A 21,514-nucleotide genomic window follows, 5' to 3' on the forward strand; every position below is an offset into this window, starting at 1 on the left:
ACCATGCGGACGCATCCTAGGCTTGAGGGTTCAACTAAACAATGGCGCTTACCTCCCTCCGTGTAACAAGTCGAGCCAAGTTACTGGCAAGATTTGGTCAAGATTTCCAGGCTGTGCGGTTACCGTTGAGAGAGGGATACTCGAAAAACGGGCACAACCACCTAGTTACCCCGCAAAGTGGAGGTAAGGCCCACATGAAGAGATCGCGGGCAGGGTCGGGGGTGGCGGTCGCGCTTGCCGCCACCATGACGGTGGTGCTCGCCGGCTGTGCGGGTCCGGAGTTCACCTACGTCCGGGACAGCAGCGGCCAGGCGTACTTCAAAGTGCCCGCACAGTGGCAGAAGGTCGACCAGAAAGCCCTCGATAGGGTCATACTGGGCGATCCGGACTCTCCGCAGACACAGCAGCTCAAGAGCCTCATCTGGACGGTGGCGTACGACGCGCACTCGACGCCGTCGATCGAGCACCTCGTCGGGTCCTCGGGGCCGACCAACGATCCGTTCGCGCTGGCCATGGTCCGGCCGCTCACTGAGGAGCAACGCCAGCAGGCGTCCCTCAACTTCCTGCGCAACGCGCTCTTCCCGGTCGTGGGCGAGCAGGCCACGGCCTCGGGCGTGGAGATCATCAAGGATGAGGAGCTGCCCCAGCGGGGCGGCGCCAAGGGCGTGCGGACCGTCTTCAACGTGACGATGGGAGAGAAGGGGACGCAGACCTTCAACCAGACGGCCTACCTGTCCGGCGACGGCTCGAGGATGTCGGTGTTGCTCATCCAGTGCTCGTCCGCCTGCTACAAGGCCCAGTCCAAGCAGATCGACCTCATCGCGCAATCCTTCAAGATCAAGCCGGACACCCCGTGAAGGAGTCCTGTTGAACATCTCTCCCCCCCAAGCGGAGGGGCTCCGGGCACCCGGCTCGGGCCCGTCCGACCCGGTGCGGGCGACGCGTAAGAAGCTGCCGCCGTGGGACCGGCTGAAGTTCTTCATCGGGCTGGGAATCGCCTTCGTGATCCTCGTGTGGAACCACATGGTCACCTACGAGGGCATCACGACCATTCCGGAGTCCACCGTGGCCACGGCCACGGACCGCTGGGGCATGGTGATCTTCATCCTGCTCGGGCTGGAGGTCCTGCGCCAGATCCACTTCCTGATCAGCGAGCGGTCCGCCGGATACCACTACTTCTGGACGAAGAAGGTGTTCGGCGGGCTCGAGCGCTGGTCGCACCGGCGGTTCAGCGACTGGACGCGCTTCCGGCTGGCCCGCTGGATCAAGATCCTCTTCTGGATCGTGGTCATCGCCATCGTGCTCGCGGCGGTGCTCGACACCAACCCGCTCACCGCGCTGTTCACCGCGCCGTCGCTGGTGTGGCAGGTGCTGCCGTACGGCCTGCAGCTGGCGTTCGGGTTCTTCTTCGTCATCGTCCAGTTCGTCGGCCTGTTCTGGTTCCTGTCGCGCGGCGGCATCGACACCTACTTCCCCGACGACATCAAGACCCGCTTCTCCGACGTGTGGGGCCAGGACCACGTGGTCGAGCGCGTCAAGGAGAACATCGTCTTCCTGGAGAAGCCGGACGAGATCGAGGAGAAGGGCGGCTACGTCCCCAGCGGCCTGCTGCTGTGGGGCCCGCCCGGCACCGGCAAGACCCTGATGGCCGAGGCGGTCGCGGGCGAGACCGGCAAGCCGTACGTCTTCGTGGATCCCGGCGCCTTCATCAACATGTTCATGGGCATCGGCATCCTGAAGGTCAAGTCGCTGTTCCGGAAGCTGCGCAAGCTCTCCCTCCGGTACGGCGGCGTCATCGTCTTCTTCGACGAGGCCGACTCGCTGGGCAGCCGGGGCACGCTCGCCCAGCAGGGCCCGCAGGGCGTCGGCCTGGGCAGCACCCCCGCCTTCGCGACCGACGGCTGCAACGGCTTCGGCTACCTGTCCCCGCAGGTGCGGTGGTCGCTGACGAAGACCGCGCTCGCGACCGGCGGCGAGGAGCCCCAGGTCAAGCGCAACCGCTTCTTCATGGGCGGCATGGGCGGCGGGCGCGGCGACACCGGCACGCTGCAGGCGCTGCTCACCGAGCTGTCCGGCCTGAAGAAGCCGCGCGGCCTGGTCAACCGGTACGTCCGCAGAATGCTCGGCATGCGGCCCAAGCCGCCGCCGAACTACCGCATCCTCGTCATGATGGCGACCAACATGCCGAACTCGCTGGACGAGGCGCTGCTGCGGCCGGGCCGCATCGACCGCATCTACAAGGTCGGCTACCCGTCCAAGGCCGGGCGGGTGCGCACCTACCAGGGCTACTTCGCGAAGGTGAAGCACGAGCTCACCGACGAGCAGATGGACAAGCTCGCCACGATCACCCCGTACTACTCCGGCGCGAAGATCAAGGACCTGGTGAACGAGGCCCTGATCATGACGATCCGGGACGGCCGCGAGGTGATCACCTGGCAGGACGTCATCAGGGCCAAGCACCTCAAGAGCCTCGGCCCGCCGGAGGGCGTGGAGTACGTCGAGCGCGAGCGGCACGCCACCGCCGTGCACGAGGCCTGCCACGCGGTCATGGCCTACCGGGTGCGGCACCACCTCGAGATCGACATCGCGACGATCGAGAAGGGCGCCGGCTACCTCGGCATGGTGTCGAGCATCCCGGTGGAGGACCAGTTCACCGAGTGGCGGTCCACGTACGAGGCCGACATCCTGGTGTCGCTGGCGTCGCTCGCCGGTGAGCGCATGTTCTTCGGCGACGACAACTCCTCGGGCGTCTCCGGCGACCTCGACTCGGCGACCACGGTGGCGGCGCTGATGGAGACGCACTGGGGCATGGGCTCCGGCCTCTCCTCGCTGCCCGCGCTGCAGCGCCTGCAGATCGCGCCGGGCAAGCCCGACCCGCGCAGGCGCGACGCCCCCGGCATCGGGTTCACCACCGAGGACCTGCGCAAGGACGACAAGGAGCGCGTCTACGACGGCACCGGCGAGCGCATCGAGATCACGCTCAACCGGCTGATGGAGAAGGCGGAGAAGATCCTGCGCGAGAACCGTGCCGAGGTGCTCGCGGTCGCGCACGCGCTGGAGACCTACAAGACGCTCAGCGGCGACGACGTGGCCGCGGTGATCGAGGGCACGCGCGGGACCATCATCGACGGCTCCGTCTACAAGGATCCGGCCTTCAAGGCGAAGATCGAGGAGTACCACGACGCGGCGTTGCGCGCCCACCTGGAGCACGGCGAGTCGATGCTGCCGCTCCCGGTGGCCCGGCCGATGATGTCGGCCCCCTCGCCGGTCTCGTCGTCGGTCCCCCTGTCGGGGTCCGCGCCGGTCATGGTCGTGCAGGGCGTGCTCGCCGACGGCACGTCCGGGGCCACGCACAACGGCGTCCCCACGATCAGCCCGCCGCCGAGCCTCCCGCCGAGCTCCGCGCCGGTCCCGGCGGTGATCACACCGGCGCTGCCGGCCACCAACGGCGGCGGCCCGCTCGCGCGCAACGGGCAGCCGGAGTTCGTGCCCTGGAACGGGGACGGGCCGTCGGCCGCCTCGCCGCCCCCGCCGTACGTCCCGGTGGAGGAGACCTCCTCCCGGCGGTCGGGACGGGGCGTGCTGGTGGTGCTCGCCGCGGTCATCGCCCTGGTGGCCCTCACGCTGCTCGGCGCGGCGTTCATCGGCCAGAGCGGGATGAACGGGTCCGGCTTCACCTCGCCCGGCATGCAGCCGGACGGCCTGTCCACCGGCCTGCTGATCATCCTGCTCGTCGGGGTGCTCGTGGTGATCGGTGGCGGCGCGATCGCCTGGGTCATGATCCGCAACCAGCAGGCCGCCCGTGCGCGGGCGGAGGCGTCCAGGGAGAGGGCGGCCGAACGCGCCCAGCTGCTCGCCGCGGCGATGGATCCGGAGGTCGCCATGCGCCTGCTCGGCTACGACGGCCGCCAGCGTCCCGACGACCGCAGATGACCGCCGTACGCCGCCGGGCGGACGGGTGTCCCGCCCGGCGGCGGCGCAACGACAACTGAGGCCGGATCCCGCGGATCCGGTGCAAATTAGAGACGGTACTCCTAGAGACGGTAGCCGAGGTCGGGAACGATCTCGGCTACGTCCATCTGGGCCTTCTGCAGGCGGCCGGAGTGGTCCCAGTTGAGGGCCTGCCAGCGCGTGAACTGGTCGAGCACCCACATGCCGGACTGGCGACTGCCGTTGCCCGACTTGCCGTTCCCGCCGAACGGCAGGTGGGCCTCGGCGCCGGAGGTGGAGTTGTTGACGCTCACCATTCCGGCCCCCATGCCCTCGCGGAAGCGGAACGCGGCGTGGGGGTCGGTGGTGTAGATCGACGACGACAGGCCGTAGCCGGGCAGGTTCGCCAGCTCGATCGCCTCGTCGAGCGTGCCGAAGGTCGTCACGCCGACGATCGGGCCGAAGGTCTCCTCAAGGAAGAGACGGTCGTCGCGGCGCACGCCGTCCACCACGACCGGGTGGTAGTACAGGCCGCCCTCGCCGGTGAAGTCGCCGCGCGGGTTCGCCGCGGTGATCCGGCCGGTCGGGCCGGTGACCACGGTGTGGTGCGGGCGCACCCAGGTCAGGTACTCCTCGAAGCGCTCGGCGAACTTGTGGTCGAGCATCGGCCCGTACAGCACGCCCTCGCGGGGGTCGCCGACGCGCGCCTCGGCCACCGCGCGGGTGAAGCGGCGGACGAACTCCTCGTGCACCGAGTCGTGGACGATGACCGTGCCGAGAGAGGTGCAGCGCTGCCCGGCCGTACCGAATCCGGCGAACAGGGCGCCCTCGACGGCGAGGTCGAGGTCGGCGTCCGGCATGATCACCATGGGGTTCTTGCCGCCGAGCTCCAGGCACGGGGACTGCAGGTGCCGGCCGCACAGCTCGCCGATGCTCCGGCCGACGGCGCTTGAGCCGGTGAAGCCCACCTTGTGCACGGTGCCCTCGGTCAGGGCCGTCTCCAGGCCCGCGTACGTCTGCCCGCCGTCGGCGAAGACGATGTTCAGCACCCCGTCGGGCAGCCCGGCGGCGGCGAACAGGCGGTAGAGGGCGTGCGCCGAGGCGGCGGCGTACTCGGCGGGCTTCCACACCACGGCGTTGCCGCACAGCAGCGCGGGCACCAGGTACCACGACGGGACCGCGACCGGGAAGTTCCCCGCGGTGATCACGGCGGCGACGCCCACCGGGACGCGGAAGGTGAACAGGTTCTTGTCCGGCATCTCCGACGGGACCGTCTGGCCGTACAGGCGGCGGCCCTCGCCCAGGAAGAAGTCGCAGGTGTCGATGATCTCCCGCACCTCGCCGAGCGCCTCGGCGTACGGCTTGCCGATCTCCTGGGTGACCAGCGCGGCCAGCGCCTCGGCGTTCGCCTCGACCAGTCGCCCGATCGAGGCGATCACCCGCCCGCGGACCGGGGCCGGGACGCGCGCCCACTCGCGCTGCGCCTCGGCCGCGGTCCGGCAGGCCCCGGCGAAGACGGCCGCGTCCGCGAGCCGCACCTCGGCCACGACCTCGTCGATACGGGCCGGATCGATCGACCGGTACGGCGTGCCTGCCGCCTCGGCCTCCTTGCCGCCGACGACGGAAACGATCTGACGGGACACCATGAACCTCCGGGTTGATCGACCGACCGGCGGAATCTTTCCGATCCTCCGCGTCTCTGCCAGCAGATTCTATGAAAGGGAGCGGAAGTCGGCGAAGTCGAAGCCCGGGGAGACGACGCAGCTCACCAGGACCTCCTCGGCGGTGGCCGGACGGGCGGCCTGCCAGGTGCCGGCGGGGATCAGGGCCTGGGGAATCTGGCCGTGCTCCACGTCCGGGCCGAGCGTGATCACCTGCGGGTCGCCCGCCGGGGCCTCCCCGGTGCCGCCCAGCAGCAGCGTGAGCGGTCCGCCCCGGTGCCACAGCCACACCTCGTCGCTGCGTACCGAGTGCCAGACCGACTCCTCGCCCGGGCCCAGCAGGAAGTAGATGCCGGTGGCCGAGTTGCGCGGCCCGTCGTACCCGTCCGGCTCGAAGCGGGCGTCGGTGCGCCAGGTCTCGCGAAACCATCCGCCCTCGGGATGCGGCATCAGGTCGAGCGCCTCGGCGACCGACGGGCGCCGCTGCACCGCCACGAAGGCGCCGGTGACATCCCGCCGAAGAAACCGCACCGCCCTGCCTTCGCCGTCCCCGTCGTCGGCGACCGCGACGACGGGCTCGGGACCGGTGAACTCCCGCGCGGCGACCTCAAGGGCTTCGGCGTCATCAACGGCCTTAACGGCTCTATCCATCAAACCAGCACGAAAGTCGGTAATGGTTATCAAAAGCATGTATTGATCATATGTGGCGAACCGGACATGCCGCGGCCTTTCGGCCGATCGATGAGATCCGGGCGGCGGGTCATGGCCGCGGCCTGGTTCGTCACGCACAGCCTGGACAGGTTGGTGGAGACGGGGCGCTGAGCGTCTCTGGGAGATGAAGAGCTTTTGGCGATCTTGCGGTTGGACAGGTTGCGGGTGACCTGAGGCGGGACCTCGTGCTCGCGTGCGGTGGGCGCGAGGCCGTGACCAGGGCGGAGTGGTGTCGATGCGCGGTCGGGCGGGGTGGTCGCGCCGCGGGCGCGGCCAATTGTCGGTGGGGGACGCTAGCTTCCTGCCCGTGACCGAGCGGTGGAGCAGGGATCAGGTGCTGGCGCTCGCGCCGGACGCCTCGTCGCGTAAGGCGGCGCAGGGCGTCGGCGTCGCGACCAAGTGGTCGGGGGCGGGAGCCACCGAGGAGATGGTTTTCGGCGAGTGCGCGGGCAGCGGGGCCAAGCGGTACCGTTCGTGCGTCGACCTCGCCGAGACCGGCTTCCGGTGTGACTGCCCGAGCCGCAAGTTCCCCTGCAAGCACGCCCTCGGGCTGCTTCTCCTGTGGGCGGAGGGCGGGGTGCCCGAGACCGACTCCCTGCCCGCATGGGCGGGCGAGTGGCTGGCGCGGCGTCGGGAGCGTGCGGCGAGATCGGCGGCCAAGGCGGCTTCCGCCGCGTCCGCAGGGTCCGCGGAGACCGCAGGGGCCGCAGGGGCCGCGGAGGCCGCAGGGTCTGCGGGGGACGCCGAAGTCGCGAAGTCCACCGGGTCCGCCGAATCCGGCAGTTCCGACGATGGTTCCGACGATTCTTCCGTTGAGGGCGGGCGGCGTCGGGTCTCCGGTGCCGCCGCGCAGCGGGAGGAGCGGGTCGCGGCCGGGCTGTCGGACCTGGAGCGGTGGCTTGAGGACCAGATGCGGCAGGGCATCGCGGAGGCTCGCCGTACCGGGCCGGACGCGTGGGCCGACCTGCACCGCAGGCTCATCGACGTGCAGGCCCCGGGGCTCGCCGCCGCGGTGGCCCGGCTTCCGGCGGTCCTTCGCGCCGACGACTGGCCGGAGCACCTGCTCGGCGAGTACGCCCTGATGTATCTGCTGGCCGTGGCGTACCGGGGCGAGACGGGCGAGGGGCCGCTGCGCGACACGATCCGGTCGCGTGTGGGGTTCACGGTGCTCCGCGAGGACGTCCTGGCAGGGAAGGGAATCCGCGACCGGTGGGATGTGATCGGGTCCCGCGACGAGGAACAGGACCGTCTCACCGCCCGCCGGGTGTGGCTGCGCGGCCGGACGACCGGCCGGGCCGCGCTGGTGCTGTCCTTCGCCGGGCCCGGCCAGGCGCTGGACGCGTCCCTGGTGACCGGCACAACCATCGACGCCGACCTCGTCTTCTATCCCGGCGCGTCCCCGCTGCGCGCACTGGTGGCGACCCGCCACGCGATCGTCCGCGACGGCCCACCACCCGGCGCCACCCGCGAGGAGTGCCTCGCCGAGGTGGCCCGCGCGCTCGCCGGCGATCCCTGGGTGGCGTCCTGGCCCGTGGTCTTGGCCGGCGTCGTCCCCGGCGCCGGGCGGGACCTGCTGCTCTCCGGCGGCGAACCCGCCGACGCACCGGCGCCCGGAGTGCCGCTGCACCCGGAGACGGGCACGCCGTGGCGTCTGATCGCGGTGTCCGGCGGCCGTCCGGTGACGGTGGGCGCCGAATGGACTCCGCGCGGATTCCGTCCGCTGACGGTCTGGAACGAGGAGACCGGACGGGTGGTGATCTTGTGATCTCACGTGCTGAGGCTTCGTCGGACGGCGGTGTGGACTGGGCGGAGTTGGTGTCGGCCGCCTTGGTGGGAACCGATCGGCGTCCGGTGCCGGGACTGCTCGGCAAGGCCGCCGTGGAGGTGGTGCGACGGCGTGCGGGGCAGCGGCTTCACCGGGGCGAGCCGTTGCCGAGTGCGCCCGGCGAGGATCGGCCGCTGGTGCCGTCGGCGGCCGGGGAGCGCCTGGCGCGCATTCTCAGCGGGGAGCGATCCCGGCTGCTGCACGAGTGGCTGGAGGCGGCGGCGGCACGAGGGCTGCGGGTTCCCGCGGAGACCATTCCCCGGCTGCTCGATCACGGGGCGAAGGATCGGTCGGCGCGGTCCTGGCTGGGGGTGGTCACCGGTGCCCGGGGGCGCTGGCTCGCCGGACTGAATCCGGACTGGTCGTACCTCCTCCAGGAGGCGGCGGGAGACGCGGCGGGGCTCGGGCCGGACGTGTGGGAGCTGGGCACCGGCGGCGATCGCCGCGCCCACCTGGCGGGGCTTCGGGCGGCGGACCCCGCCGCCGCCCGCGAACTGCTGGCACGCGGCTGGGCGAAGGAGACGCCGGAGGATCGGGCGGCCTTCATCGCGGTGTTCGACGATGGACTGTCGCCGGACGACGAGCCCTTCCTGGAGGCCGCGCTGGACGACCGGCGGCGCGAGGTGCGTCAGCAGGCCGCCGATCTGCTCACCCGGCTGCCCGGCTCGCGCCTCGGGGAGCGGATGGCCGAACGCGGGCGACGCTGCCTGGCCCGGGAGCGCGGCCGGCTGGTCATCGAGCCGCCGGAGGAGTGCGACGCGGCGATGGAGCGCGACGGGGTGCGGGCCAGGGCGCCGCGCGGCACCGGCGAGCGGGCCTGGTGGCTTCAGCAGGTGATCGCCCGTACGCCGCTGAGCGTGTGGGAGTCCCATCTGGGCGGATCCCCTGACCGGATCCGCGAGTGGCTGGACGACGACGGCGGTGACTGGGGCCGGGAGGTGCGCCGTGGTCTGGTGCGCGCCGTGGTCCTGCAGCGCGACCGGATCTGGGCACGTGCCCTGCTGCAACGCGAACCGGTCGCCGACGTGATCGCCGTGCTGCCGCCCGAGGAACGCGCCCGCGAGGTCGCCTCGATCATCCGGGGGGCGGTCGTCGACGGTCAGTTGATCATGCTGCTCGGTGGCATACCGGGGCCGTGGACGGGTCCGCTGGCCTCGGCCGTACTGGAGAAGATCCGGCACACGTCGGGCGTGCAGCCGTGGAACACCGGGGAGCTGTGCCGCCTGGCGGGAGAGCGCATCGATCCCGCGCTGCACGAGCACGCCCGCGACGTCGACAGCGACCTCGCGGCGGTGCTCAGATTCCGCTTCGACATGCATCGTGAGCTCGCCCGTGCGACGGGCGGAGACGAAGGAGGTACGGGTGAGCGTCCTACGGCCGCACGCTGAGGATCAGTTCGCCGAAGAACTGGCCATCCTCGCCAAATCGGACGACCGGCCTCGGCCTCCCGGCTGGCGGCTGTCGCCCTGGGCGGTGACCACGTACATCCTCGGCGACGGGGACCAGATCACCCCCAAGTACATCGGGCCCCGCCGCATCGTGGAGGTGGCGGTCGCCACGCTGGCGACCGACCGGGCGCTGCTGCTGCTCGGTGTGCCCGGCACCGCCAAGACCTGGCTGTCGGAGCACCTGGCCGCCGCCATCAGCGGCGACTCGACCCTGCTGGTGCAGGGCACGGCCGGCACCACAGAGGAGGCCATCCGCTACGGCTGGAACTACGCGCGGCTGCTGGCCGAGGGGCCGTCGCGCCAGGCGCTCACGCCCAGCCCGGTGATGCGGGCGATGGCCGAGGGGCGGCTGGCCAGGGTCGAGGAGCTCACCCGCATGCCCTCCGACGTTCAGGACGCCCTCATCACGGTGCTGTCGGAGAAGACGCTCCCGATCCCCGAACTGAACGAGGAGGTCCAGGCGGCCAAGGGGTTCAACGTCATCGCCACGGCGAACGACCGCGACCGAGGCGTCAACGAGCTGTCCAGCGCGTTGCGGCGGCGCTTCAACACCGTCGTGCTGCCGGTGCCGGCCACAGCCGAGGAGGAGGTCGACATCGTGGCCCGCCGCGTCGAGCAGCTCGGCCGGGCCCTGGAACTGCCCGAGACCCCGGCCGCGCTTGAGGAAATCCGGCGGGTCGTCACCGTCTTCCGTGAACTGCGCTCCGGCGTCACCGACGACGGGCGCACCAAGGTCAAGTCGCCGAGCGGCACGCTCAGCACCGCCGAGGCGATCTCGGTGGTGACCGGCGGCCTCGCCCTCGCCGCCCACTTCGGCGACGGGGTCCTGCGCCCCGCCGACGTCGCCGCCGGCATCACCGGCGCGGTGATCCAGGACCCGGTCTCCGATCGCGTCGTATGGCAGGAGTACCTCGAGACCGTGGTACGCGAGCGCAGCGACTGGCGTGACTTCTACCGGGCGTGCCGCGATGCCCACTGACCACGGCCACCAGCCGCTCACCTGGATCCGGCTCCCGCGCCGCCGCCCACGTCCGCGCCGCCCCTTCCCGTCAACGCCGTCCCACCGATCCGCGGCCCCGATCCCGCTGACGCGGTCGTCCCACCTGCACGAAGGAGAGGTGCGGTGAACGGCCTCGTAGCAACCCGCGCCCGGCGCAAACACCGCCGACGCCTGCGCCTGCACCTGTCCGTTGGCCGCAGGGGGTGTGTCAGCGAGCGGAGTGGTGGCGTGGCCCTTGTCTCGGCGGGTGTGTCGGCGGGGTTTTCGTCGGTACTTGTCCGTTCACGGGAGGGGGATGGGTCGGTGAGTGGTGTGGGGGGTTTGCCCTTGCCTTGGTGGGGGTGTCGGCGGCGCTTCCGCCCCCACCTGTCCGTTGGTTAGAAGGGGATGCGTCAGTGAGCGGTGCGGTGAGGTGGCCCGTCGTCCTCGGCGTGCGTCATCACGGCCCCGGCTCGGCGCGCGCCGTACGTGCCGAGTTGGAGCGGCTCAGGCCCGATGTGGTCCTGATCGAGGGGCCGCCCGAGGCGGACGAGATCGTCGCGCTGGCGGGAGATCCGGCGATGGAGCCGCCGGTCGCCTTGCTGGCCCACGTGCCGCAGGACCCATCCCGATCCGCGTTCTGGCCTTTTGCCCGCTTCTCGCCCGAATGGCAGGCGATCAGGTGGGCCGTGGATGCGGGGGTGCCGGTCAGATTCTGCGACCTTCCGGCCGCGTACACGCTCGCCGCCGACGAAGGGACGGGTAAGCGTGCGACCGGCGCGGAAGGGGATCCCGCGAGGGCGCGTGGTGAGAAAGGGGACGGCGAAGAAGGCGTCCGCGAGCGAAGGGGCGGGCAGGGCTCCGATAAGCAGGGGGACGGTGAGGAGGGCGCACGCGAGATGAGGCCCGCTGCGCAGCCCAGTGAGCAGCCCAATGAGCAGCCCGGTGAGCAGCCCGGTGAGCAGGGGGGCGGCGACGAGGGCGGCTGTGCGGACGGCTCCGGTGGGCAGAGGGCCGGTGAGCAGGGGAGCGGTGGGCAGCGGGCTGGTGAGACCGCTGACGAGTTCGCGGCGGACGAGATCGACGTGGTGCGCGATCCGGTGGGGGCGCTTGCCGAGGCCGCCGGGTACGACGATCCCGAGCGCTGGTGGGAGGACGTGGTCGAGCACCGCGGTGACACGCCCTTCCAGGTGATCGCCGAGGCGATGGCGGCCGTGCGGGAAGGTCATGTGCCGGGGCCGCGTGAGGCGCGGCGCGAGGCGTACATGCGCAGGACGATCCGGCGGGCGGTGAAGGACGGGTTCGAGCGGGTGGCGGTGGTCTGCGGGGCCTGGCATGTGCCCGCGTTGCGCGAGCTGGGCGGTGCCACGGCCGATGAGCGGCTGCTGCGTGGCATGCGGAAGGTGAAGGTGGCGATCACCTGGGTTCCGTGGACCTATGGGCGGCTTGGTGTGTGGAGCGGGTACGGGGCCGGAGTGCGGTCGCCCGGCTGGTACGACCACCTGTTCGCCGCGCCCGATCGGCCCGTCGAGCGGTGGCTGGCCGAGGCGGCGCGAGTGCTCAGGGACGAGGGCCTCGCCGTCTCCTCGGCGCACGTCATCGAGGGCGTGAGGCTCGCCGAGGGGCTCGCCGCCGTGCGCGGGCGCCCGCTGGCCGGGCTGAGCGAGGTGACCGAGGCGGTGCGGGCGGTGCTGTGCGAAGGCGACGAACTGCCCGTGGAGCTGGTGCAGCGACGCCTTGTCGTCGGCGAGCGGCTGGGGCATGTGCCGGAATCCACGCCGATGGTCCCGCTGCAGCGGCACCTGCGGGAGGAGCAGCGCCGCGTCCGTCTCAAGGCCGAGGCGACCCCGCGCGACGTCGATCTGGACCTGCGCAAGCCGCTCGACCTGGAACGCAGCCGTCTGCTGCATCGTCTCGCCCTCATCGGCGTGCCGTGGGGCACGCCGAGGCCCGCATACGGCAAGGGCACCTTCCGTGAGTCGTGGACGCTGGAGTGGCGGCCGGAGTTCGACGTCGAGCTGATCACGGCGGGTGCGTGGGGCACCACCGTGCCGTCGGCGGCCGTGGCCCGGATCATGGAGCTGGTACGGCCGGACGAGGCGGCCTCCAGGCGTCCCTCGCTCGCCGAGCTGACCGAGCTGGCCGAGCGATGCCTCCCGGCCGACCTTCCGGAGGCGTTGCCGTGCGTGCTGGAGGCGGTCTCCGCCGGGGCCGCGCTCGACGGGGACGTGACCCATCTGATGGCGGCTCTGCCCGCTCTGGCCAGGGCATGGCGGTACGGCGACGTGCGCGGCACCCCGTCCGCGGGCCTCGGGGCGATCGTCGACTCGCTGTTGGCCCGCATCCGGGCCGGGCTGTCGCCCGCGCTCATCGGCCTCGACGACGACCCGGCCCGGGAGATGACGGCCCACGTCGACGCCGTGCACACGGCGATCGCGCTGCTGGCGGGACCCGGAAGCGGCACCGGCGACGCCTACCGGGAGCCGTGGCTGACCACCCTGGAGGGCATCGCCGGCCGGCCCGACCTGCACGGCCTCATCGACGGGAGGCTGACACGCATCCTGCTCGACGCGGGCCGGCTGGACGGTTCGGAGGTCGTCCGGCGCATGTCCCGGGCCACCTCGGTGGGTCACCCTCCCGCACGGGTCGCCGCCTGGCTGGAGGGCTTCCTGTCAGGCGGAGGGCTGCTGCTGGTCCACGACGCCGCCCTGCTGGGCCTCATCGACGACTGGCTCATGGGGCTCGGACCCCAGGAGTTCACCGACGTCCTCCCGCTCCTGCGCCGCACCTTCGGCGCTTTCGCCGCCCCGGAACGCCGCGCCATCGGCGAACGGGTCGCGGCCCGATCCGGGGCCACCTCCGGTGCCGTGGCGGCCGGGCTCGAGGACGACGACATCGACGAGGAGCGAGCGGCACCGGCCGTGCGAACCGTGCTGGGGATCCTGGCGAAGGGCGACAGGCGGTGAGGCGTTTCGGTGTGACGGGGGCTGGCGGAGCGAGAGGGCTGCTGGGTGGGCCGTGTGGAGATTCGGTGGGACGGCGGCGGTGAGGATGTCTGAAGGGCGGGGCGCGGTGGCAGGGGAAGAGCGGTTGCGCAGGTGGCGGTTGGTGTTGGGGGGTGACGCCGATGGGACCGGGTGTGCCCTGGGGAACAGGGATGCGCAGCTGGACGCGGCGTTGTCGGTTTTGTACAACCGGGACGAGGAGGAGCGAGGGGCGGGGCTTGGGGCCTCGGCGCCTCGGGTGGCGCGGTGGCTGGGGGACATTCGGTCGTACTTTCCCTCGACCGTGGTGCAGGTGATGCAGAAGGACGCGTTGCGGCGGCTCAATTTGACGCGGCTGCTGCTTGAACCGGAGATGCTGGAGGCGGTCGAGCCCGACGTGCACCTGGTCGGCACGTTGCTGTCGCTGAACCGGGTCATGCCGGAGAAGGCGCGCGAGTCCGCTCGGGCGGTGGTGCGGAAGGTGGTCGCCGAGTTGGAGAGGCGGCTGGCGCAGCGGACTCGCGCGGCGGTGACCGGGGCGCTCGATCGGTCGGCGCGTACGCATAGGCCCAAGCGGGTCGCCGATATCGACTGGGACCGTACGATCCGGGCGAATCTGCGGCACTATCTGCCCGAGACGGGCACGGTCGTGCCGGAGCGATTGGTGGGCTACGCGCGGCGGCAGCGGGCCGTGCAGCGCGAGGTGGTGTTGTGCGTCGATCAGAGCGCCTCGATGGCCGCGTCCGTCGTCTACAGCGGGGTGTTCGGGGCGGTGCTCGCCTCGATGCGGTCGCTGAAGACCTCGCTCGTGGTGTTCGACACGGCGGTGGTGGACCTCACCCCGGAGTTGCACGATCCGGTCGAGGTGCTGTTCGGCACCCAACTCGGCGGTGGAACCGACATCAACCGGGCCATCGCGTACGCGCAGGGCCTCATCACCCGGCCCAACGACTCGATCTTCATTCTGATCAGCGACCTGTACGAGGGTGGCGTACGTGAGGAGATGCTGCGCCGGGTGGCCGCGATGACGGCCGCCGGAACACAGGTGATCGTGCTGCTGGCGCTGTCGGACGAGGGACAGCCCTCCTACGATCACGACAACGCCGCCGCCCTCGCCGCGATGGGGGTCCCGGCCTTTGCCTGCACGCCAGATGCGTTTCCGGGGTTGATGGCCGCCGCCATCGAGCGGCGCGACGTGGCCGTCTGGGCCGAACAGCACCTCGGGGTCCCGTCCGCACGCTAGCGGCGCGCGTCGGGCGGAGGGCCGCCGGCGTGATGTCCGCAACGTTCGCCATGAGCGTTTGAGCGCTTGGACTCGGCGCGGCAGGTTCGCGGGCGATGGCGGAGGGCCGGGGTGGCGGTAGGGCCAGCGGCGGTGGTGGTAGGGGCCAAATGCGGAGGCGGGGGGCTTGTGCGGGACGAGAGCGTTTGACCGTATTGTCCGAGAATGTGAGTTCATTGTTGATCGATAGGCCGCCAAGCGCCTTCGCCCCCAGATACCGGGCCGTGACCATAGGGGTGGTGGCCCTCATCCTGCTGATGGCCTACGAGTACCTCGCCGTGGCGACCGCGATGCCGGTGGTGGCCACCGCGCTGCGTGGCGAGTCCCTGTACGCCCTGGCCTTCAGCGGCTCGCTCGCCACCAGCGTGATCGCGATGGTCGCCGGGGGACGGTGGAACGACGTCACGGGCCCGCACGCGCCCATCTGGGTCGGCGTGATCTGCTTCATGATCGGACTCACGGTCTCGGGACTGGCCCCGCACATGGAGGTCTTCATCGCCGGACGGCTGCTGCAGGGCTTCGGCAGCGGCCTGTTCACGGTCTCGCTGTACGTCCTCGTCGGCAGGGTGTACCCGCCGGAGATGCACCCGAAGGTGTTCTCCCTGCTCGCCGCCGCCTGGGTGGTGCCGTCGATGGTGGGCCCCACCATCACCGGTCTCCTCGTCGACGGACCGGGCTGGCAGTGGGTCTTCCTCGGAGTGCCGGCCGTCGCCGCCCCGGCGGCCCTGTTGCTGTGGCGCGGCCTGACCGGCGTGGGGAGGGTGACCGCAACCGGCCACGAGAACGCGCCCCAGGACGGTTCGGACGTTGGCGTAGGGCCAGCCGTGGGCGGGAGGACGTCCGGGGGCGATGTGCCGTCCGGTCGGGGGTCTGCTGTGAAAGGTGACGCGGCCCCCTTGCACGAGGCGGGAGCCGTGGGCGGGAAGCCGTATGGGGGCGATGTGCCGTCCGGCCGGGGGTCGTCCGGGGAGGGTGAGGCGGCGCGCCTGCGTGAGATGGGAGGCGCGGGCGGGGGAGCGCCCGGCGGGGACGCCGTGTCTCGGGAGAATGGGGCGCACGATCCTGTGGGTGGTGCCGAAGGCGAGACGCGGTCCGAAGACGAGGCGCGGTTTGGAGGCGAGGGGCAGTCCGGGGACGGAGTGGCCGACGGGAGTGCGCCGAAGAGGGGTGGGGCGCTGGGGCGGAAGTTGCGGTGGGCCGTTGCGGCGGCCGTTGGGGCCGCGTTGCTGCAGTACGGGGGCGGGCTGCTGCAGGAGGGCCTGGGACGGCAGGGCGGGCTGGGGGCGGGGCTGCTTCTGGCCGGGCTGGTGGTGTTGGGGGTGGCGCTTCCCCCGCTGCTTCCCGCCGGGACGTTGCGGGCGGCTCGGGGGCTGCCCACGGTGGTCGCGCTGCGCGGGCTGGCCGCGGGAGCCTTCTTCGCGGCCGAGGTGCTGGTCCCGTTGATGCTGACCACCGAGCGCGGGCTGCGGCCCTGGCAGGCCGGGCTGGCTCTGACGGGCAGCGCGCTCGCCTGGTCGTTCGGCTCGTGGATCCAGGGGCGGCGGCCGGGAAACCGGCTGCTCATCCTGCGCGGGGGCACGGCGCTGATCGCGGTGGGCGCGGCGCTCGTCGGGCTGACCCTCTTCCCCGCGGTGCCGGTCCTGGTGTGCTTCGTGGCGTGGGCGATCAGCGGCCTCGGCATCGGCATGGTGTATCCCACACTTTCGGTGCTGATCCTGGAGTTGTCGCCGCCTGAAGAACAGGGCGCCAACAGCTCCTCGCTGCAGATCAGTGAATCGCTCTTCTCGGTGGTCACGATCGCCGTCACCGGCGCGCTGCTCGCCGCTCTCGGCAGGAGCGAGCCGTCCTATCTGGCGTCCCTCGGGATGACCGTGCTGATCGCCCTGACCGGCACGGCGATCGCCGTCCGTTTTGACCAGGGCCGCGGAGCGGGCACCATGGGGGGAGGTACCTGAACGAGGGGGATTCATGCCGCGTGTCCGGGAACTGGAGGTGTTCCAGTTGACGCTGCCTTATGGGCGGCGTCCGGAGAGCATCCTCGTCCGGCTCACCGACTACGGCGGCATGACCGGCTGGGGCGAGGTCGTCCAGCCCGGTCTGCGTCATGACCGTGCCGGACGGCGTCAGGAGCTGGCCAAGACGTGGTCCACGCTGGAGGAGACGCTCGCGCCCGCGCTGCTCGGCGTGGACTGGGAGCACCCCGACGAACTGGGCGAGATCCCCGGCGGACCGGCGGCCGACATGGCCTGCTGGGACCTGTGGGCCCGGATGAACGGCGTGCCGCTGTCGCACGCGCTGGGCGGCAGCCGTACCTCTCTGATCGCCACGGTCCGGCTGGCGGCCGACCGGTCCACCGAGGGCACCGTGGCCCGGGTCAACCGGCACGTGTGCGCCGGATACGCCCACGTCACGCTGGACATCGCCCCGGGCTGGGACGTCGAACCGGTCCGCGCGGTACGGCAGGCCTATCCCGGCCTCGTCATCACCGTGGACGGGCGGGGCGCCTACACCGAGGTGGAGCAACTGGCGGCGCTCGACGCGTACGGCGTGGCCACCATCGAACGGCCCTTCGCCGAGCTGGCCCCGCACGTGGAACTGCAGGAGCGAGTGTCGGCGCTGGTCGCCATCGAGGCGCACTCGGTGGCCGAGGTCGCCGAAGCCGTCGAGACGAACGCGGGGCGGGCGCTGCTGCTGCATCCGGCCCGGTTCGGCTCGCTGCGCGAGGCCCGCCGCGCGCACGACCTCGCCACCGCCGCCGGATGGGAGATCAGCGCCACGGGCGGCAGCGGGACCGGCCTGGCCCGCGCCGCCACCGTCGCCGTGGGCAGCCTGCCCGGCTGCACGCTGCCCGCCGATGTCGCCGAGCCCCCGCGCAGCGCCCAGATCGTCAACCCACCGGTCGGCCCCACGGGCGGCGTGGTCGCCGTCCCCCTCACCCAGCCGGGCCTCGGCCACCTCGTGGACGAGGACCGCGTGCGCCGCCTCGCCAAGGAATCCTTCAAGGTCTGACGCGTGGCTCGGGCGCTGCCTGGGCCTGAGCCTGCGCCACCTGCCGCACGGGGGCAAAAGCCGTGGGGTGCCGTGCTACCGGAAATCAATGCGGGGGCGCGTCACCGCGCCGTCCACACCGTACGGATGGCATGCGGGGGAGAGACGGCGGCGATCCTGCGGGAGAGGGCCTTGCGCTGTCAGCGTTCCAGATTCTCTGCGTACGGGCGCGGCGTAGGCGGACGTCGCGGGCACGGCGATCCCGAGGTGTCGCTCGGCGTCGGCCGCCGGCAGGCCCGGGATGGTGCGGACCGGCGCGATGTTCGCGTCCGCGCGAGGCCGTCGCCGGTGCGGCCGATCGCCTATGCCGATCGCCTGACGCCGATCACCGAGTGATGAGCCCGGTGAGCAGGGGACGTGCCGTCGCCGTCTCCTTCCGGTGACCGTGGTGCCTGCCGGTTGGCGGTCCTTCTGGTGGCGCGTGGTGCCTGCCGGTTGGCGGTCCTTCTGGTGGCCCGTGGTGTCTACCGCTTGGCGGCGTTTGCGGTGGTGCCGCAGCCTGCGTTGATGGCCGCCGACGGTGACTTGTCCGCGCTCTTGCCGCCCGTGTCCTCGGTGTTGCCTCCGGACGCCTTCTCCGGTTTCTTGGAGGCCGTCGCGGCGGGGGAGGCGGTGCGCTTGGAGTCCGAGATCGCCTTGGCCGTCAGTTTGCGGATCTTGGCCCAGTCGGGGTAGCCGGTGTGGATCAGCGGGGGGATGAACTGCAGGCTGGTGACCCTGGCCTCCTTGACCTTGACGGCGACCGGGACCAGATGCCTGAGCATGGGGCGGGGGATGTCGGTGCGGAACATGCCCTTGGTGGCCTGGGCGAGTTGGGTGAACCTGGTCAGTACGGTGGCCGGGTCGGCCTGGTCCAGCAGGGCGCTCAGCACGCAGCGCTGGCGGCGCATGCGCGTGTAGTCGTCGGAGTTGGTACGCGAGCGGGCGAACCACATCGCGTCGGCGCCCTTGAGCCTGCGCGTGCCGGCCTTGACGAGGCCCTCGTTGTACTTGCCGAAGACCACGTCCTGGTCGACGGTGAGGGTCAGGCCGCCGAGCGCGTCGATGATGCGGGCCAAGCCCCATATGTTGACCAGGACGTACCAGTCGACGTCGAGCCCGAGGGTGTAGCCGACGGCGGCCTTGAGCGTCTCCGGGCCCATGTTGCGGCGGCCGCCGAAGATCTCCGGATGGGTGTCGGCGTACTCCCACACGGCGAAGAGCAGGTCCTCACGGGAGCCGTCGGGGTTGGCGGGCAGCCGGAACCCGTCCGGGAAGCGTTTGCGCATCGGGCTGCCGGGCGGGAAACGCACATTCTCCAGGTTGCGCGGCAGGCCGAACAGGACGGTGTTGCCGGTGCGAACGTCCACGCTGGCGAGGTTGATGCTGTCGGTGCGTACGCCCTTGCGGTTCTCCTGCCAGTCGCCGCCGAGCAGGAGGACGTTGACCCGGTCGCGTCCCGCCCAGGGATCCTCGTGCCTGACCTCCGCGGCGCCGGTCGGCGTGTCGAACACGTCGTCGAGCGCCTGCCGGGAGACGTTCGCGTACTGCGCCGCCAGGGTGAACGGCACCGCCGTAGCCACCGAAAGCAGGCCCGCCGCCAGGCCGGTCAGGACCTGGCCCACGGCCGACAGGCGGTTCGGGCGCAGCACCACGTACGAGTGCACGATCAGCGCGAACCAGGCGAGCCCGGCGAACACCGCGACGAGCGTGATCGTGTCCAGCCACTCCAGCGCCTGCCCGAGCAGACCCGCGTCCGCGGTGAGGGATACCGCCACGACGCCCGCCAGCAGCAGCGCGTGGAGGCCCAGCAGGACCAGGCCGGTACGCCGCCACCCCGCCCGCAGATGAGCCACGCCCGGCAGCACGGCCGACAGAGCCGTCCACCCGATCACCGCCGCGGCGCGCGGCGGCGTCCTGCTTTCGCCCACTCCTCATCCCCTCTGTCGAAGGGGGAGCGTATTCAGTCTGCTCCCGCGCATGCGCGACGATCACGTGAACACGCCGGGAAGGAATGGGGCATCCCCGGCTACGGGCCAGAAAATCACAAATGAATTGGAGATCGAGGTGACCTGGGCCGACGCCGTGGCGGCTACCAGGGCAGCGAGAACAGCCCGTAGTAGGACGCGGCGATCAGCAGCAGACCGGCCCCGCCGAGCACGCCGGAAAGCGCCAGCTTCTGCCAGCGGCTGGGCTGCCAGCCCTCGCGCAACCCGGCCACTACGGCCGCGCCCGCCGTCACCTCCTGCACCAGGATGAGAATGGCGAGCACCCGGATCACGAGCCAGCCCGCCAGCACGGCCGGCCATGCCCCGGCCTGGTTCACCGAGAACAGCACGATCAGGGTGATGAACGCCAGGACCGCCGCGATCAGCCCCAGGGCCGTCCACGCCATGCGATACAGCCGCCTGCGCATCTGCGGCCATACGCGGGCGTTGGTCTCCTCGGCCGGTTCGCCGCCGCGCAGCCGTACCACCATCTCCGTCACCGGGGCGGCGATGAAGCCCACGGCGGCGAGCATCATGGCGAGGGTGAGGAACTGCATGTCGCCGTACCAGGGGGCCTGGGGCACGTCGCTCGCCTCGAAGCGCTGCACCGGGGTCGCGCCGGCGATCGGCACCTCGGGCCGGGCCGTCTTGGGCAGGCCGAGGATCCAGCGGCTCAGCGTCGGCAGGTACTCCTTCACCAGCGGCCCGCCGTTGATCCGCATCGCGTGGTCGGCGCCGTTGAGGAAGCGGATCGTGTAGTCGCGGTTGCCGCCCTCCTCCAGCGCGGAGGTGAGCTTCCTCGTGCTCTCGACGAACGGGATCGACGGGTCGGCGGTGCCGTACAGGGCCAGGACCGGGCGCTTGATCTGCCGTATCGCGGGCGTGCTGTCGTAGCGCAGGAAGTTGAAGCCGACGCCGCCCATCGCCCGGGTGAGCAGGTCGCGCACCCCGTACGGCGCGTGCAGGCGCAACAGCTGCTCGTTGAGCGCCCAGGCGACCTGCCGCAGGGGGGTGACGTTCGGCGACGACACCAGCACGACGAAGCCGACGTCGGCGCTGCGCGCGGCCGCGATCGGCACCACCCAGCCGCCCTCGCTGACCCCCCACAGCCCGGTGCGCGAGAGGTCCACGTCGTGCCGCCGCCTAAGCGTGGCGATCATGCGCAGCGCGTCGTCGGCGAGCAGGCCGAAGTCGCGCGAGCGAAAGGTGTAGCCGACGGTCCGCTTGTCGTAGACGAGGGTGACGATCCCGGCGCGGGCCAGCCACTCGGCCTGCTCGGTGAACTCGCCCCGGTCGCCACGGCCCGACCCCTGCACGAACACCATCGCCGGATGCCGGCCGGAGGTTATCGGCGCCCTGATCGTGGCCTGGAGCGTCGTGCCCTTCGCCTGCACCGTGAGGTCTTCCACCGAGATCGGGGCGTTCGTGCTGACCGGCGCGGTTTCGGCGGGCGGCTGCGCGGGCAGGGTCCCGAACTCCTGGGCGGTGGTCAGGGGCGGAGGGTCGAACGACGGGGGCGAGAGCACCGCCCCGGTCGTCGCCAAGGCCGCCAGTAGAACGCAGGTGGCCACGCTCAGCGTGCCTCGGCTTATAGCCATGGGCTCCGTGCCCCCGCAGACGTTCGTCGATTGTCCTTCAGAATCATCAGGGTAAGGCACGGCTGTGGGACTGATGTGGCC

The 21,514-nt window shown here is 71.5% G+C and carries 13 protein-coding genes; 9 read left to right on the plus strand and 4 right to left on the minus strand.

From position 1 onward, the window contains the following. The first annotated feature begins 194 nt into the window (after nt 1-194). Together AB0K60_RS02715 and AB0K60_RS02720 are read left to right on the plus strand one after the other, a co-directional pair. Nucleotides 195-857 carry a hypothetical protein gene (locus tag AB0K60_RS02715; RefSeq protein WP_364047792.1) on the plus strand — a complete coding sequence of 221 codons (663 nt, stop codon included), beginning with the start codon at nt 195-197 and terminating at the stop codon, nt 855-857. A 10-nt stretch (nt 858-867) separates the two neighbouring features. Further along, nucleotides 868-3,933, plus strand: coding sequence for an AAA family ATPase (locus AB0K60_RS02720; RefSeq protein WP_364047794.1), 3,066 nt, complete (start codon nt 868-870; stop codon nt 3,931-3,933). 101 nt (nt 3,934-4,034) lie between these two features. Here the strand turns inward: AB0K60_RS02720 and AB0K60_RS02725 are convergent, their stop codons facing one another. Both AB0K60_RS02725 and AB0K60_RS02730 read right to left on the minus strand, forming a co-directional pair. After that, complete coding sequence (locus AB0K60_RS02725; RefSeq protein ID WP_364047796.1) at nt 4,035-5,576, minus strand: aldehyde dehydrogenase family protein; 1,542 nt, start codon at nt 5,574-5,576, stop codon at nt 4,035-4,037. A 66-nt stretch (nt 5,577-5,642) separates the two neighbouring features. Then, the gene (locus AB0K60_RS02730; RefSeq protein WP_364047798.1) at nt 5,643-6,242 is read right to left on the minus strand and encodes a cupin domain-containing protein; all 600 of its coding nucleotides are present in this window, start codon (nt 6,240-6,242) and stop codon (nt 5,643-5,645) included. A 367-nt stretch (nt 6,243-6,609) separates the two neighbouring features. On the opposite strand from AB0K60_RS02730, the gene AB0K60_RS02735 reads away from it, so the two are divergent. From AB0K60_RS02735 to AB0K60_RS02765, 7 genes are all read left to right on the plus strand, one after another. Beyond that, entirely contained in the window at nt 6,610-8,067 is a 1,458-nt protein-coding gene (locus tag AB0K60_RS02735; protein ID WP_364047800.1) for an SWIM zinc finger family protein, read from the plus strand. Next, complete coding sequence (locus AB0K60_RS02740; RefSeq protein WP_364047802.1) at nt 8,064-9,515, plus strand: DUF5691 domain-containing protein; 1,452 nt, start codon at nt 8,064-8,066, stop codon at nt 9,513-9,515. The genes AB0K60_RS02735 and AB0K60_RS02740 overlap by 4 nt, the downstream gene beginning before the upstream one ends. After that, nucleotides 9,490-10,554: an AAA family ATPase gene (locus AB0K60_RS02745; RefSeq protein ID WP_364047804.1), complete on the plus strand. Its 1,065-nt coding sequence runs from the start codon at nt 9,490-9,492 to the stop codon at nt 10,552-10,554. The genes AB0K60_RS02740 and AB0K60_RS02745 overlap by 26 nt, the downstream gene beginning before the upstream one ends. A 416-nt stretch (nt 10,555-10,970) precedes the next feature. Continuing rightward, on the plus strand, nt 10,971-13,520 hold the full coding sequence (locus AB0K60_RS02750) for a DUF5682 family protein (protein ID WP_364047806.1): 2,550 nt from the start codon (nt 10,971-10,973) through the stop codon (nt 13,518-13,520). Nucleotides 13,521-13,605: 85 nt separating this feature from the next. After that, nucleotides 13,606-14,781 carry a VWA domain-containing protein gene (locus AB0K60_RS02755; protein WP_364047808.1) on the plus strand — a complete coding sequence of 392 codons (1,176 nt, stop codon included), beginning with the start codon at nt 13,606-13,608 and terminating at the stop codon, nt 14,779-14,781. 263 nt (nt 14,782-15,044) lie between these two features. Beyond that, the gene (locus AB0K60_RS02760; RefSeq protein WP_364047810.1) at nt 15,045-16,775 is read left to right on the plus strand and encodes an MFS transporter; all 1,731 of its coding nucleotides are present in this window, start codon (nt 15,045-15,047) and stop codon (nt 16,773-16,775) included. Between the two features lie 13 nt (nt 16,776-16,788). Beyond that, nucleotides 16,789-17,829, plus strand: a complete 1,041-nt coding sequence (locus AB0K60_RS02765) for an enolase C-terminal domain-like protein (RefSeq protein ID WP_364047812.1) — start codon at nt 16,789-16,791, stop codon at nt 17,827-17,829. 503 nt (nt 17,830-18,332) lie between these two features. Here AB0K60_RS02765 and AB0K60_RS02770 read toward each other — a convergent pair. Together AB0K60_RS02770 and AB0K60_RS02775 are read right to left on the minus strand one after the other, a co-directional pair. Next, nucleotides 18,333-19,778 carry an LCP family protein gene (locus tag AB0K60_RS02770; protein ID WP_364047814.1) on the minus strand — a complete coding sequence of 482 codons (1,446 nt, stop codon included), beginning with the start codon at nt 19,776-19,778 and terminating at the stop codon, nt 18,333-18,335. Nucleotides 19,779-19,939: 161 nt separating this feature from the next. Then, the gene (locus tag AB0K60_RS02775) at nt 19,940-21,433 is read right to left on the minus strand and encodes a prolyl oligopeptidase family serine peptidase (RefSeq protein WP_364047816.1); all 1,494 of its coding nucleotides are present in this window, start codon (nt 21,431-21,433) and stop codon (nt 19,940-19,942) included. Nucleotides 21,434-21,514: the final 81 nt, after the last annotated feature.

The organism is Thermopolyspora sp. NPDC052614 (genome assembly GCF_040678635.1).
Taxonomy (GTDB): domain Bacteria; phylum Actinomycetota; class Actinomycetes; order Streptosporangiales; family Streptosporangiaceae; genus Thermopolyspora.